At 69.0% G+C, this 13,993-nt stretch carries 14 protein-coding genes; 2 read left to right on the top strand and 12 right to left on the bottom strand.

Going from position 1 to position 13,993, the window contains the following annotated elements; genetic code table 11:
- Window positions 1-21: 21 nt before the first annotated feature.
- The gene (locus I8E28_RS18800; protein ID WP_200789737.1) at window positions 22-195 is read left to right on the top strand and encodes a hypothetical protein; all 174 of its coding nucleotides are present in this window, start codon (window positions 22-24) and stop codon (window positions 193-195) included.
- Here I8E28_RS18800 and I8E28_RS18805 read toward each other — a convergent pair whose 3' ends face one another.
- Genes I8E28_RS18805 through I8E28_RS18855 form a run of 11 tightly spaced genes read right to left on the bottom strand, consistent with a single transcriptional unit; the run spans window position 196 to window position 10,739 of the window.
- Window positions 196-1,035, bottom strand: a complete 840-nt coding sequence (locus tag I8E28_RS18805) for a class I SAM-dependent methyltransferase (protein WP_200789738.1) — start codon at window positions 1,033-1,035, stop codon at window positions 196-198. It abuts the gene before it with no gap.
- On the bottom strand, window positions 1,032-1,589 hold the full coding sequence (locus I8E28_RS18810) for a DUF1415 domain-containing protein (RefSeq protein WP_200789739.1): 558 nt from the start codon (window positions 1,587-1,589) through the stop codon (window positions 1,032-1,034). The genes I8E28_RS18805 and I8E28_RS18810 overlap by 4 nt, the downstream gene beginning before the upstream one ends.
- A 15-nt stretch (window positions 1,590-1,604) precedes the next feature.
- Window positions 1,605-2,795, bottom strand: a complete 1,191-nt coding sequence (locus tag I8E28_RS18815) for an MFS transporter (RefSeq protein WP_200789740.1) — start codon at window positions 2,793-2,795, stop codon at window positions 1,605-1,607.
- Window positions 2,792-3,946, bottom strand: a complete 1,155-nt coding sequence (locus I8E28_RS18820; protein ID WP_200789741.1) for a deoxyguanosinetriphosphate triphosphohydrolase — start codon at window positions 3,944-3,946, stop codon at window positions 2,792-2,794. Before I8E28_RS18820 ends, I8E28_RS18815 begins: the two co-directional genes overlap by 4 nt.
- Before the next feature lie 3 nt (window positions 3,947-3,949).
- The gene (gene aroB / locus I8E28_RS18825) at window positions 3,950-5,059 is read right to left on the bottom strand and encodes a 3-dehydroquinate synthase (protein ID WP_200789742.1); all 1,110 of its coding nucleotides are present in this window, start codon (window positions 5,057-5,059) and stop codon (window positions 3,950-3,952) included.
- Between the two features lie 24 nt (window positions 5,060-5,083).
- Window positions 5,084-5,608, bottom strand: a complete 525-nt coding sequence (locus I8E28_RS18830) for a shikimate kinase (protein ID WP_200789743.1) — start codon at window positions 5,606-5,608, stop codon at window positions 5,084-5,086.
- 24 nt (window positions 5,609-5,632) lie between these two features.
- Window positions 5,633-7,786, bottom strand: coding sequence for a type IV pilus secretin PilQ (locus tag I8E28_RS18835; RefSeq protein ID WP_200789744.1), 2,154 nt, complete (start codon window positions 7,784-7,786; stop codon window positions 5,633-5,635).
- The gene (locus I8E28_RS18840; protein WP_200789745.1) at window positions 7,783-8,325 is read right to left on the bottom strand and encodes a pilus assembly protein PilP; all 543 of its coding nucleotides are present in this window, start codon (window positions 8,323-8,325) and stop codon (window positions 7,783-7,785) included. The genes I8E28_RS18835 and I8E28_RS18840 overlap by 4 nt, the downstream gene beginning before the upstream one ends.
- Entirely contained in the window at window positions 8,322-8,996 is a 675-nt protein-coding gene (locus I8E28_RS18845) for a type IV pilus inner membrane component PilO (RefSeq protein ID WP_200789746.1), read from the bottom strand. The genes I8E28_RS18840 and I8E28_RS18845 overlap by 4 nt, the downstream gene beginning before the upstream one ends.
- A 1-nt stretch (window position 8,997) precedes the next feature.
- Window positions 8,998-9,663: a PilN domain-containing protein gene (locus I8E28_RS18850; protein ID WP_200789747.1), complete on the bottom strand. Its 666-nt coding sequence runs from the start codon at window positions 9,661-9,663 to the stop codon at window positions 8,998-9,000.
- Window positions 9,660-10,739, bottom strand: a complete 1,080-nt coding sequence (locus I8E28_RS18855) for a pilus assembly protein PilM (protein ID WP_200789748.1) — start codon at window positions 10,737-10,739, stop codon at window positions 9,660-9,662. The genes I8E28_RS18850 and I8E28_RS18855 overlap by 4 nt, the downstream gene beginning before the upstream one ends.
- Window positions 10,740-11,012: 273 nt before the next feature.
- On the opposite strand from I8E28_RS18855, the gene I8E28_RS18860 reads away from it, so the two are divergent.
- Window positions 11,013-13,538 (top strand): penicillin-binding protein 1A, encoded by a 2,526-nt coding sequence (locus tag I8E28_RS18860; RefSeq protein ID WP_200789749.1) that lies wholly within the window; start codon window positions 11,013-11,015, stop codon window positions 13,536-13,538.
- Here the strand turns inward: I8E28_RS18860 and cyaY are convergent.
- Window positions 13,528-13,857: an iron donor protein CyaY gene (gene cyaY, locus I8E28_RS18865; RefSeq protein ID WP_200789750.1), complete on the bottom strand. Its 330-nt coding sequence runs from the start codon at window positions 13,855-13,857 to the stop codon at window positions 13,528-13,530. The two genes, I8E28_RS18860 and cyaY, sit on opposite strands and share 11 nt — an antisense overlap.
- Window positions 13,858-13,993: the final 136 nt, after the last annotated feature.

Consider the following 13,993-nt stretch of genomic DNA (forward strand, 5'->3'; position numbering starts at 1 on the left):
ACCGGCTAGGAGTGCCTGCCGATGTCGTTCACGGCCGTCATGATCGCGTTCCTGGTCTTCATGGCCGGGGTGGTGTGGGCTGCCGTCGTGGTCGGCGTCCCGCAGGAGTACATCGCCATCGGCGCCGCGGTGCTGATCGGCGCCGGGATCGTGGGCGCGATCCTGGCCGGCCGGCACGGCCCGCCCCGGCGCTGATCAGGCCGGCAGCCCGGGGAACCGCACGGGCTCCAGCGCCTGCAACCCGAATTCCCCCAGCAGCGCACGCAGCCGCTCGGCCGCGCTGCGTTTGCGCTGCCCGGTGCGCCGCGCCAGGATCAGCTCGTTCTTCATCGAGTGCTCCCAGCCCACCAGCTCGGTCACCGTGACCTGGTAGCCGCGCGCCTCCAGGTACAGGCAGCGCAACACGTTCGTCAGCTGGCTGCCGACCTCGCGCGTGTGCAATGGATGGCGCCACAGTTCCGCCAGCGGCGTGCGTGACAGCGCCAGTGCCTTGTGCTGGCGCAGGTTGGCCGCGACTTCGGCCTGGCAGCACGGCACCAGCGCCATTGCCTGCGCGTCCTTCTGCAGCCCGAACGCGATCGCGTCGTCCGTCGCGGTGTCGCACGCATGCAGGGCGGTGACCAGGTCGAACTGCGCGGGAAGGTCCTCCCGATGCGCCGCGTCGGCCGCGGCGATGTTGAGGAAGTGCATGCGCTCGAAGCCCAGCCGGCGCGCGAGGTCCTGTGATCGCGCGACGAGTTCCGGCCGCGTCTCGATGCCCCACACCTGTCCGCTGCCCTGCCCTCGCAACGTGAGGTCATAGAGGATGAAGCCGAGATAGGACTTGCCGGCGCCGTGGTCGGCGACGAGGGGGCCGCCTTCGTGCCTGGGCAGGTCGCCCAGCAGTTCCTCGATGAAACGGTGCAGGTGGTAGACCTGCTTGAGCTTGCGGCGCGAGTCCTGGTTCAGCTTGCCTTCGCGCGTCAGGATGTGCAGTTCCTTGAGCAGCTCGACGGACTGGCCCGGACGCAAATCGAGGTCCGTGGCAACGCTCATGGCGAGGCTCCCACGTCGAGCGCCGCCCACCCTTCGGCGCCGAGCGCGCGCAGCTTGCCGATGTTGGCCCCGAAGATCGCCTCGGCATCCGGGAACGCTTCCACCGCGCGGTCGATGCTCGCTTCGCGCAGCAGGTGCAGCGTGGGATGCGGCGCGCGATTGCTGTTGTTGCCCGGATCGTCCTCGGCCGCGTCCGCGAAGTGGAAGCGCGGATGGAAGCTCGCGAGTTGCAGCACACCGTCGAGCCCGCGCCTGGACAGCAGGCGATCGCCTTCGCGCACCAGGTCGTTGAACAGCAGGAAGTCGTCGAAGCCGCGTGGCAGCACCAGCAGCGTCGTGTCGCGCTCGGCGGAGTCCATCCCCAGCAGGGCGCCGGCTTCACGGCCGAGGGCATCGAGCACGCCCGCGAACGAATCGTCGTCGCACGACGCGAAATGCACCTGCCCCTTGGCCTGCACGGCCTTGGCGAACGGGCACAGGTTGAGGCCGATCACCGCACGCTTGAGCCAGCGCTGGATGTCGGCGATGGCGGAAGCGGAATCCGGCGTCGTCATGGGAAGGCGCGGATTCTAGGTGGCGCGCGACAGCCGTGCGGCCCATGCGGCCAAGGCGAGCCCGCACCCGGCGCAGGCGCAGGTGACGACCCAGCTCCACTGCCAGCCGCCGACGAGGGCCGCAACCCAGGCCACGACCGGCGGACCGGCGAATTGCCCGAAGGCTGACCACTGCTGCATCCACCCCACCGTCGTGGACACCGTCTCCTCGCCCGGCGCCAGCCGCACCGCCAGCGAGAACAAGGTGCCCGGCACCATCCCGCCCACCATCGAGAACGCCAGCACGGCCGCATAGCGCAGGAAGGCGCCACCCGTGTCCTGCGCGAGCCAGGGCATGAACGCGACGAAGGTGCCAAGGCCCATCACGGCATAGCCGATGGCGAGCAGCCTGTGCGCCGGGACGCCCCGCTGCAGCAAGCGACCCGACGCCAGGTTGCCCACCATGTTCACGGCCGCGGCCAGCGCGGTCGCCGGGGCTGCCCATGACGGCGCCATGCCGGAAGCCAGGTAGATCGATGGCAGGAAGCCGATCACCGCCAGCCACTGCGCCGAATACACGGCGAAGGCGAGTGCCACCATCCAGGGACCCGGCGCGCCCAACGTGGCGCGCATCCGCGAGCCCCACCCCTGTGCGGAGCGTGCGCGCCCCGCATCTACAGGCAGCGCGGCAGCCAGCCAGCACGCGAGCAGCAACGACACGCCGCCCAGCAGCCACCACCACGCGGGCCACCCTGCGGCCGCGATCCAGGCGGGTCCGACCAACAAGGCCGCCGCGGTGGCGAACGGCATGTAGGCGCCCCACACGCCCAGCATCGCGCTCATGCGGTCCGCCGGCACCAGCCGCCGGATCAGCGCCGGCGCGGGCATGGACGCGGCGAGGAAGCCGAAACCCTCGACGGCGCGTAGCGCGAGCAACGACGCGGGGGATTGCACGTAGCCACCAGCCACGCTGGCCGCGCCGACGACAAGCAGGCCCAGGACCATCGTGCGCTTGAGCCCGACGACATCGGAGGCGAGACCGACGGCCAGTCCCAGCGTCATCCCGGCGAGCTGCACCAGCGACAGCAGGAATCCCGCCTCGACCAGCGAGATGCCGAGCGCGTCGCGCAAGACGGGGATGGCGGGCGGCAGCTTGCCGACGTGCAGCGCCGCGGCGACGCCGCCGGCGACGACGAGCCACGCCGCACCGGTGCCGGTGCGCCTCACGGCAACAGCCGGTCGCCGGTGAGGCGCTCGTGCTCGCGCACGGCGAACCGGTCCGTCATGCCGGCGATGTAGTCGGCCACCGCGCGTTCGCGATCCGCGCGCGCCGCGAAGCCGACCTGCATCTCGTCCGGCTGCCTGCAATAGGCAGTGAACAGGCCGCGCACGATCTCGCGTGCCCGTGAAGTCGTGTCCATCACTTGCGGATGGCGGTACAAGTTGCGCAGGAGGAACTGCTTCAGGAAGGAGGACGATGCCCGCATCGGTTCGCTGAACCCAACCACCGGCCGCGCGCGGCGCGCCTCGTCCGCGCTGGCGATGTCCCCCGCCCCGAGCGCGGCGCGGGTGGCCTCGATCACGTCGTACACCTGCGCGCTGAGCATGCGGCGGATGGCTTCGTACAGGACGCGTCGCCCGGCCAGCGAAGGATGGTCATCCTGCACCGACGCCTTGTGCATCGCGAACAGCGGCACTTCCTCGAGCTGCTCCAGCGTGAGCAGCCCGGACCGCACCCCGTCGTCGATGTCGTGCGCGTTGTAGGCGATCTCGTCCGCGAGGTTGCACAGCTGCGCCTCGAGCGACGGCTGCGTGCGGTCGATGAACCGCCGCCCCACCCCGCCGGGCTCCACGGCCTCCAGGCGCTGCGCGTTCGCGAGCGAACAGTGCTTGAGGATGCCTTCGCGCGTCTCGAACGTGAGGTTCAGGCCGTCGAAATCGGGATAGCGCTCCTCGAGGCGGTCGACGACGCGCAGGCTTTGCAGGTTGTGCTCGAACCCGCCGTGGCTCGCCATGCACTCGTTCAACGCGTCCTGCCCCGCGTGGCCGAACGGGGTGTGCCCCAGGTCATGCGCGAGCGCGATGGCCTCGACCAGGTCCTCGTTCAGCCCGAGCGGCCGCGCGATCGAGCGGGCCAGCTGCGCCACCTCCAACGAGTGCGTCATCCGCGTGCGGAACAGGTCGCCTTCGTGGTTGACGAACACCTGCGTCTTGTAGACGAGCCGGCGGAACGCGGTGGAGTGCACGATGCGGTCCCGGTCGCGCTGGTAGTCGGTGCGCGTGGGTGCGCCGGCTTCGCCGAAGCGCCGCCCCCGCGTGCGGGCGGGGTCGCTTGCATAAGGCGCCAGGACGCCGGGGACCGCCGCGACTTCCGCCATGGGTCAGCCCGTGCAGGCGGCCAGCACGTCGCGCACGATCGCGTCCGGCGCCGGGCGCAGCACCGCCCGCCCGGGGGCCTCGATCACGATGAAGCGGATGTCGCCGCCCTCGGCCTTCTTGTCCACGCGCATCAGCTCGAGATAGCGGTCGGCGCCGAGCGACGGCCCACGCACCGGCAACCCCGCCGCCCGCAGCAGGGCGGTCAAGCGCTCGACGAACGCGGCGTCGACGTGCCCGAGCCGCTGCGACAATTCCGCGGCCATCACCATGCCGCAGCCGACGGCTTCGCCGTGCAGCCACTCGCCGAAGCCGAGCCCGGCTTCGATGGCGTGCCCGAAGGTGTGCCCGAAATTGAGGATCGCGCGCACCCCGCCCTCGCGCTCGTCCTGGCCGACGACCCAGGCCTTGATCTCGCAGCTGCGGCGCACCGCATGCGCGAGCGCGTCGCGGTCGCGTGCCAACAGCGCGGGCAGGTTCCGCTCCAGCCAGGAGAGGAAGTCCATGTCGGCGATCGGGCCGTACTTGATCACCTCGGCCAGGCCGGCGCTGAATTCGCGCGGCGGCAGCGTGTCCAGCACCGCGAGGTCGCACACGACGCGCGCGGGCTGGTGGAACGCGCCGATCATGTTCTTGCCCAGTGGGTGGTTGATCGCGGTCTTGCCCCCGACCGACGAATCGACCTGCGCCAGCAGCGTCGTAGGCACCTGCACGAACGGCACGCCGCGCATGTAGCAGGCGGCCGCGAAGCCCGCCATGTCGCCGACGACGCCGCCGCCCAGCGCGAACAGCACCGTCTTGCGGTCGCAGCCGTGGCGCAGCAGCGCGTCGAAGATGGCGTTCAGCGTGGCCCAGTCCTTGTGCGCCTCGCCATCGGGCAGCACGACCTGGTGCACTTGCGGATAGTGCGGCGCCAGCGCGCTGCGCAGCGCCTCGAGGTACAGCGGCGCCACCACGTCGTTGGTGACGACCATCGCCGCCGCGGCGCGTGGCAGGCCGGCCCAGCTGTCCGTGTCGCCGAGCAGGCCGGTGCCGATGGAGATGGGGTAACTGCGCTCGCCCAGGTCGATGCGGACCCGGTGCCATTCATGCGCCGTCGCGCTCGCGGGAGACATGCCCGCAGTGTACGGTGGGCCGCGTCAGCCGTTGAGCGCGCCGCCGAGCTCCAGCTGCATCATCACCATGTTGACCAGCGTGCTCACGCTGGGCCGGCCGGTGTCGACGATGAACTCGGCGACCTCGCGGTACAGCGGGTCGCGCTGGGCGAACAGGTCGCGCAACGCCTTCTGCGGGTCGGCGACCTGCAGCAGCGGGCGCTTGGTGTCGTTGCGCAGCCGGCGCCAGAGCTCCTCGGGCGAAGCGCGCAGGTAGACGACGTGGCCGGCCGCACGCAGGGTGTCGCGATTCGCGGGCCTCAGGACGGAGCCCCCGCCGGTGGCCAGCACGCAGGCCGGTCCGGCCGCAAGATCGGCGAGCACCTGCTGTTCGAGGTCGCGAAAAGCCGATTCGCCCTCGCGGGCAAAGAAGTCACGGATCGAGCAGCCCAGGCGCTGCTCGATCACGTGGTCCGAATCGGTGAAGGGAAGTCCCACCCGCCGCGCGAGGCCGCGGCCGACGGTGGACTTCCCGGAGCCCGGCAGGCCGACCAGCACGAGACTGCGCATGCGGTCGGCCGCGGGCGGCGTGCGTCAGCGGATCGCGCCGCGCTCGGCCACCATCTTGGGCGTGATGAAGACCAGCAGTTCCTGCTTGTTCGACGTGCGCTGGCGGTTCTTGAACAGGTTGCCCACCACCGGCACGTCGCCCAGCAACGGCACCTTCGCCTCGGTCTCGGATTCGGTCAGCTCGAAGATGCCGCCGATGACGACCGTGCCGCCGTTCTCGACCAGCACGTTGGTGCGGATGTGCTTGGTGTTGATCGCGATGCCGGCCGCCGTGGTCTCGCCGCGGCTGTCCTTGCTGATGTCCAGGTCCAGCATGATGTTGCCTTCCGGCGTGATCTGCGGCGTGACTTCCAGCTTCAGCGTCGCGCGGCGGAACGCCACCGACGTCGCACCGCTGGACGTGGCCTGCTGGTACGGGAATTCCGTGCCCTGCTCGATCAGCGCCTTGGTCTTGTCGGCGGTCACCACGCGCGGGCTGGACACCAGGCGGCCCTTGCCGTCGGCCTCCAGCGCGGAGAGCTCGAGGCTCAGGAAGCGATCCGCGGCGGCGTTGAACAGCGCGATGGCGAAGTTCGCGGCCGGGAAGCCGCCGGCTCCGGACGACGGCAGGTTCACGAAGCTCGTGTTGACGGAGTTGAACGTCTCCTTCGTCCGCTCGAGCGCCCCGACTTGTGCGTTCACCGCGTCATAGGACCCGCTGATGGACGCGCGCTGGTTGTTGAAGCTGCCGTAGCCAGGCGTCGCGCCGGCAGGGCTGGTGCCGCGCAGGTCCACCGCACCCAGGCGGGCGCCGATCGACTTGCCGAACGTGTCGGACGCTTCGACGATGCGTGCCTCGATCATGACCTGGCGGACCGGGATGTCGACTTTCGCGATCAGGTCCTGCACCTGCTCCAGGCGGCTGGCGATGTCGGTGATGAACAGCTGGTTGGTGCGCGACTCGAAGATCACGCTGCCCCGCGAGGACAGGATACGCGTCGCGCCGGCGGCGCCCGTGCCGAGCAGGCCCCGGGCGACGTCTTCCGCCTTCGCGTAGTTCAGCTTGAAGTCCTGGGTGCGCACCGGTTCCAGCGTCTGGATCTGCGCGCGCGACTCGAGCTCGAGCTTCTCCTTGGCGGCGATCTCGTCCTTGGGCGCGATCCACAGCACGTTGCCGGCCTTGCGCATGCCCAGGCCCTTGGCCTGCAGGATGATGTCCAGCGCCTGGTCCCAGGGCACGTCCTTCAGTCGCAGCGTGACGGCGCCCGTGACGGAGTCCGAGGTCACGATGTTGAAGTTGGTGAAGTCGGCGATCACCTGCAGCAGCGAGCGCACTTCGATGTTCTGGAAGTTCAGCGACAGCTTCTCGCCCGTGTAGCCCGGGCCCTGCGACAGCTTGTTCGGGTCCACCTTCAGCTGGCGCACTTCGACGACGAACTGGTTGTCGCTCTGGTACGCGCTGTGCTCCCACTGCCCGCGCGGCTCGATGACCACGCGCACGCGGTCGCCTTGCTGGAAGGTGGTGACGTTCTGGATCGGCGTGCCGAAGTCGGCGACGTCAAGCCGGCGGCGCAGCCCTTCGGGCAGCGTCGACTTCAGGAAGTCGACCACCAGGGTCTGGCCCTGCTGGCGGATGTCGACGCCCACCTGGTTGCTGGGCAGCTCGACGAGCACGCGGCCGGAGCTGTCGGGCCCGCGGCGGAAGTCCAGGTCCTTGATCGGCTGCGACTCGCGGTTGCGGCTCTCGGCGAAGGTGGCCGTGCCGCTGGTCGCGGCCGGTGCGGGCGACGCGGCGCCCGCGCCATCGAGCGAGACGAGCAGCGAATTGCCCTGCAGCTGCGCCTTGTAGCCCGTGGGCGACTTCAGGTTCAGCACCAGGCGCGTGCGGTCACCGGCGGTGACGACGTTCACCGAGCGCAGGTTGCCCGTGTTCATTTCGACCGACGAGCGGCCCAGGCCGTTGCTGGCCCCCGGCACGTCCAGCGCGATGCGCGCCGGCGACTGCACGACGAAGCCCGCGGGCACGGCGGCCAGCGGCTGCGCAAAGTCGATGCGCACGACCTCGGCGCCTCCCTGCACGGAGCTCGTGATCGACTGCACCACGTTCTGCGCGTGCGCGGGCACCGCCAGTGCCAGCGCGAACAGCCACCCGCACCACGCGAGCGCGCGCCCCCAGGCCATATGGTTCTCTTTCTTCATTTCGCCCTCTCTTGCAATTGGAGCGTCGCAGTGCGCTCGATCCACTCGCCCGCAGCGTCCTGCACGATTTCGCGCAGGCTCACCTCGCTCTCGCCGATCTTGACGATGCGGCCGTAGTTCTGGCCGAGGTAGTTGCCGGGACGGACCTGGTAGAGCAGCTTGTCGACCCGGACCAGCGCGACCGGCTGGCCCTGCTTGACGAGGCTGCCCACCATCACCATGGCGTCGAGCGGATAGCCCTCGAGGGGCTCCTTGCGGCGCGACAGTTCGGGCGCCAGCAGGGCGGCGCTCGAGGTCGACTGCGTCGTCTCCCGCTTGAGGGCCTGCGTCAGCTTCTGGCTGCTGAAGGGATCCACCGCCGCTTCCTGGGTGTAGGCCTGCGGCGTGAACTTCTTGGGTTCGGGGATCGGCTGGATCTTCGGCTTCGTCTGGGCCCGCTGCTGCGTCATCCAGGCCTGGATCTCCTCGACGTTGGAGGATCCGCAGCCGGCCAGGGCGGCGACGGCGAGCACGGCGGGAACGAGGCGAACGGCGGTCATTTCTTGGCTCCGGGCGCGGCCTTGCGCTGCTTCGCCACCTCGTCGGAGTCGAGGTAGCGGAACGTCTTCGCGGTCGCCTCCATCAGCAGCGAGCCGTTGGCGTCCTTCGGCGGCGAGATCGCGATGTTGTTCAGCGTCACGATGCGCGACAGGTTGGCCACGTCGGAAGCGAACGCCCCGACGTCGTGGTAGCGGCCGGTCACCTTCAGCGCGATCGGCAGTTCCGCGTAGTACTCCTTGACGTTCACCTGCCCCGGGCGGAACAGTTCGAACGTGAGGCTGCGGCCGAGGCCGGCCTGGTTGATGTCCGACAGCAGGGCGTCCATCTCGGCCTTGCTAGGCAACTGCTTCTCGAGCTGGGTCACGTACTGCTGCACCTGTTCGCGCTGCTTCTTCAGCGCGTCGAGGTTGATGGCCTGCCCGAGCTTGGCCGTGTAGTCGGTCTTGAGCGTCTTCTCCTTGGCCCGGGCCTGCTCGAGCTCGACGTCGGAGTTCTGCAGCCACACGAACCAGAGCAGCACCAGGATCGCGGCCATCAGCGCGAGGCAGGCGAGCAGGCGCGGCAGCAGCGGCCACGTCGCGGGGTCGTTGGGGTTCAGGCCGCGGAACTGGGCCTGCACCTTCTGCTGCAGGGCAGCGAAGTCGAGGGAGGGGGCGGAAAGCGAAGCCATGTCAGACCTTCTTGGCGGACGCGACGGCCGCGGACGCGGGAGCCGCGGCGGCCGTGGAGGCGGAAGACGCCGCGGATGCCGCAGCGGCGGCCGCCTTGGCGACCTCGCTGGCACGCAGCAGGCGCACGCGCATGGTGAAGTTCGAGACGCGGCGCGTCTCGCGCGGCGCCAGCGTGACGTTGCCGGCGACGATCTCGACGAGGTCGGGCTTGGTCAGCCACGGGCTGCCGGTCGCGAGGTTGCGCAGCAGTTCGGACACGCGCTCGTTGGACTGCGCGCTGCCGGTGAGCGTCACCACCTGGTTTTCCTGCTTCAGCGTCGTGATGTACACGCCGTCGGGCAGCTGGCGCACCAGCTCGTTGAGCAGGTGCACCGGCAGGTTCCGGTCGGCCTGCAGGTCTTCCACCGCCTGCTGGCGGGCGCGCAGCGCGGCGATCTCCTGCTGCAGGGTGGAGATCTCCTTGATCTGCCCTTCCAGCTTGGTGATTTCCGTCTGCAGCAGCTGGTTCTTGCTCTGCTGGCTGGAGATCTGCGCCTGGAACCAGATGTACGCGCCGCCGGCGATCAGGCCGCCGGCGACGGCAGCGACGCCCAGCGAGGCGAAGAACGCCTCGCGCTTGCGCTTGCGCGCGGCCTCGCGGTGGGGGAGGAGGTTGATCAGGATCACTGCAGGAACCTCCGCATGGCCAGGCCGCACGAGGTGAGATACGAAGGCGCTTCGCGGCGCATGCGCTTCTCGCGCACCGAGTCGCCGATCACCATGCCGTCGAACGGATTGGCGAGCGAGCACGGGAACGAGGTCTGCGCGGTGACGGCCTCGTTCAGGCCCGGCAGCGCCGCGGACCCACCGGCCAGCATGATCTGGTCGACGCGGTTGTGCGGCGTGCTGGTGAAGAAGAACTGCAGCGCGCGGGCGACTTCCTGCGCCATGCTGTCCACGAAGGGGCGCAGCACGGTGGCCTCGTAGTCGTCCGGCAGTTCGCCGCTGCGCTTCTTGCCCTCCGCCTCTTCGGGCGAAAAGCCGTACTGGCGCACGATCAGCTGGGTGAGCTGGGCGCCGCCGAAGGCCTGGTCGCGGTCGTACAGGACTTCGTCGTTGCGGATCACCTGCATGCTGGTGGTGAACGCGCCGACCTCGAACAGGGCGACCATGCTGTCCACGCCGCCGCTGGGCAGGCCCTGGATCAGGCGGCCTGCGGCCAGGCGGGAGGCGTACGACTCGATGTCGATGACGACGGGCTTCAGGCCCGCGGCTTCGGCCAGGCCCTGCCGGTCCTGCACCTTTTCCTTGCGTGACGCGGCGATCAGCACCTCGACGTCACCGGCCGACGTGGGGCTGGGGCCGACCACGCAGAAGTCCAGGCTCACCTCGTCCAGCGAGAACGGGATGTACTGGTTGGCTTCGGTCTCGACCTGGACCTCCAGCTCGGACTCGGTCATGCCGCCCGGCAGGATGATCTTCTTGGTGATGACCGCCGACGGCGGCAGGGCCATGGCGACGTTGCGCGTCTTGGTGCCGCTTTTCTTGACCAGCCGGCGGATGGCCTCGGCCACCTCGTCGAATTTCTCGACGTTGCCGTCGGTGATCCAGCCGCGCTCGAGTTGTTCGATCGCGCAACGCTCGACCACGTAGTTGCCCGAGCCGTCACGGCCGAGCTCCACCAGCTTGACGCTCGATGAGCTGATGTCCATCCCCAGCAGGGGCGCCGGTTGCCGGCTCAACAGGGATCCCAGAGAGATCAACTTGCGTCTCCTGCCCGAAGGTGTTTCAGGCCGTCACAAACTTAAGATTCCACTTCAATGCTAGCCGTAACATCCTTGTCGCCCAAGGTTTTTTCGGCTTTCAAGGATGAGGAGCGTTGCCAAAAACCGACGAGCTTGAGCGGTGCTGCGCAGCCCGGTGCGGGGGTCCCCACGCCGCCGTGCAGCTTCGCCGGTGGCCCGCCCCCCTGACCCAGCCAGTGGCTGCTGGGTTCGATTTTTATAATCCGCCCGAGCCTTCCGCTCCAACCATTGATGCCGTCCGACTCCTCCGAAGCCTCCCAACCGTCGCGCCAGCGCAAATCCAAGGGGGGCAGCACCTGGCGGCAGAGCCTCCTGCGCCTCGTCCTGTGGTCCGCCGGGGCCGTCCTCGCCGGTGCCGTCTCCGTCTTCATCCTGGCGGCGGTCGCGCTCGCGGTCGCGTACCCGAACCTGCCGGACATCTCCGAGCTGTCGGACTACCGGCCCAAGCTGCCGCTGCGCGTCTATTCAGCGGACGGCGTCATGCTGGGCGAGTTCGGCGAGGAGCGCCGCAACCTCACCCCGATCGGGCAGATCCCGGCGGTGATGAAGAACGCCGTCCTCGCGATCGAGGACGCACGCTTCTATTCGCACAGCGGCGTCGACTACCGCGGCCTGCTGCGGGCGGCGATCGCCAACATGGGACGGGTCAAGAGCCAGGGCGCCTCGACCATCACCATGCAGGTGGCGCGCAACGTCTACCTCAGCTCCGAGAAGACGATCACGCGCAAGCTGTACGAGGTGCTCCTGACCTTCAAGCTGGAGCACCTGCTCACCAAGGACCAGATCCTCGAGATCTACATGAACCAGATCTACCTGGGGAACCGGTCCTATGGCTTCGCCGCCGCGTGCGAAACCTATTTCGGCAAGCCGCTGAAGGACATCACGGTGGCCGAAGCGGCGATGCTGGCCGGCCTGCCGAAGTCGCCGTCGGGCAACAACCCGATCGCCAACCCCACCCGCGCGCGCTCGCGCCAGCTGTACATCATTGAGCGGATGGAGGAGAACGGCTTCATCACGCAACAGCAGGCCGAAGCCGCCAAGAAGCAGGAACTGAAGATCCGCCAGGCCAGCGACTACGTCGGCACGCACGCCGAGTACGTGGCCGAGACCGCGCGCCAGCTGGTCTTCGCGCAGTACGGCGAGGACGCCTACACGCGGGGCCTGAACGTCTACACCACCGTGAATGCCGCGCGCCAGGAAGCTGCCTACAAGGCCCTGCGCAAGGGCATCATGGATTACGAGAAGCGCCAGATCTACCGCGGCCCCGAGGAGTTCATCGAGCTGCCCACGGACCGCAAGGACCTGGAGGACGCGATCGACGATGCCCTGGGCGACCATCCGGACAACGGCGACGTGATGGCGGCCGTGGTGCTGGAAGCCGGCCCGAAGAAGATCGTCGCGGTGCGGCAGAACGCCGAGCGTTTCGAGATCGTCGGCGAGGGCCTGCGGGCCGCGCAATCGGGCCTGTCCGCGAAGGCGCCGCCCAAGATCCGCATCCGCCCCGGCGCGGTGATCCGCGTGATGCACAACACCGCCAAGAACGCGTGGGAGATCACGCAACTGCCCGAGGTCGAGGGCGCGTTCGTGGCGCTGGACCCCCGCAACGGCGCCATCCAGGCGATGGTGGGCGGCTTCGACTTCCGCAAGAACAAGTTCAACCACGTCACGCAGGCGTGGCGCCAGCCGGGGTCGGGCTTCAAGCCCTTCATCTACTCGGCGGCGCTGGAGAAGGGTTTCACGCCCACGACCATCGTCAACGACGCGCCGCTGTTCTTCGATTCGGGCGTCACCGGCGGGCAGCCCTGGGAGCCGAAGAACTACGACGGCAAGTTCGAAGGCCCGATGCCCCTGCACCAGGCGCTGGCCAAGTCCAAGAACATGGTGTCCATCCGCGTGTTGCAGGCCGTCGGCACGCAGAACGCGCAGGACTGGGTCACGCGCTTCGGCTTCGAAGCGGAGAAGCACCCGCCCTACCTGACGATGGCGCTGGGCGCCGGGTCGGTCACGCCGATGCAGATGGCCGCGGGCTACTCCGTGTTCGCCAACGGCGGCTACCGCGTCAACCCCTGGCTGGTCAGCCGGGTCACCGACTTCAAGGGCCGGGTGCTGGTGGAGACCCAGCCGCCGCTGCCCACCGAAGCCATGCGGGCGATCGACGCCCGCAACGCGTTCATCATGGATCGCCTGCTGGCCGAGATCACGCGCTCGGGCACGGCGGCCAAGGTCTACTCGACGCTCAAACGGCCCGACCTGTACGGCAAGACCGGCACCACCAACGATTCGGTGGACACCTGGTTCAACGGCTTCCATCCGCACCTGGTCGCCGTGGTCTGGATGGGGTTCGACAACCCCAAGAACCTCGGCGATCGCGAAACCGGCGGCAGCATGAGCCTGCCGGTGTGGATCGACTTCATGCAGTCGGCCATCAAGCAGCTGCCCGAAGTGACCCCGGCCGCGCCCGCGGGCGTGGTCAACGTCAACGGCGAGTGGTACTTCGAGGAATATGCGCCGGGCAACGGCGTCAGCAGTTTGGGCGTTCCGCTCACGCCGACCGAACCGCTGCCGGCGGCCTCGTCGCCGGGACCGGCCGCGGCCGCACCGGTGACGATCCCGCCGTCGCTGGCGTCGACACGCGGCACCGGCAACGGCACGCCGATCAATCCCTACGACAAGTCGACGCTGAACGCGGACGGGCAGCCGCCGGTGCGCTCGCCCGAGGAGCAGCGCCGCAGCATCCTGGACCTGTTCAGGAACTGAAGGCCAGCGGCACGCCCGCCTGCTGCGAGGCGTGCCGGCTCAGGCCGGCGAAGAACTCGCCCTGCCCCTTGGTGTCCATCCACTGGCTGCCGTCGAAGCGGTAGTGGAAGCCGCCCGCCTTGGCAGCCAGCCAGACCTCCTGCAGCGGCTTCTGCAGGTTGACGATGATCTGCGTGCCGTTGGCGAAGGTCAGCGTCACCATGCCGCCCACGCGCTGGCTGTCGATGTCCGCATCGGTGTCGTCGTTGATGCGATCGCAACTCGCCTCCACCGCGCGCAGCAGCGCTTCGGCGCGGTCCATGTATTCGAGCTCGGTCATGACAATCGGGGTGTAGTCCTTCGGCGGTGCGCACTTCGCTTCTCGACGGCGCGCGGCATGCGCCGTCACGATCACGATGCACGCTCCTTGAAGCGGGCAACTCTGGTCCTTGCTCGACCTCCCGAAACGTACAATT

Source organism: Ramlibacter algicola (genome assembly GCF_016641735.1).
GTDB lineage: Bacteria > Pseudomonadota > Gammaproteobacteria > Burkholderiales > Burkholderiaceae_C > Ramlibacter > Ramlibacter algicola.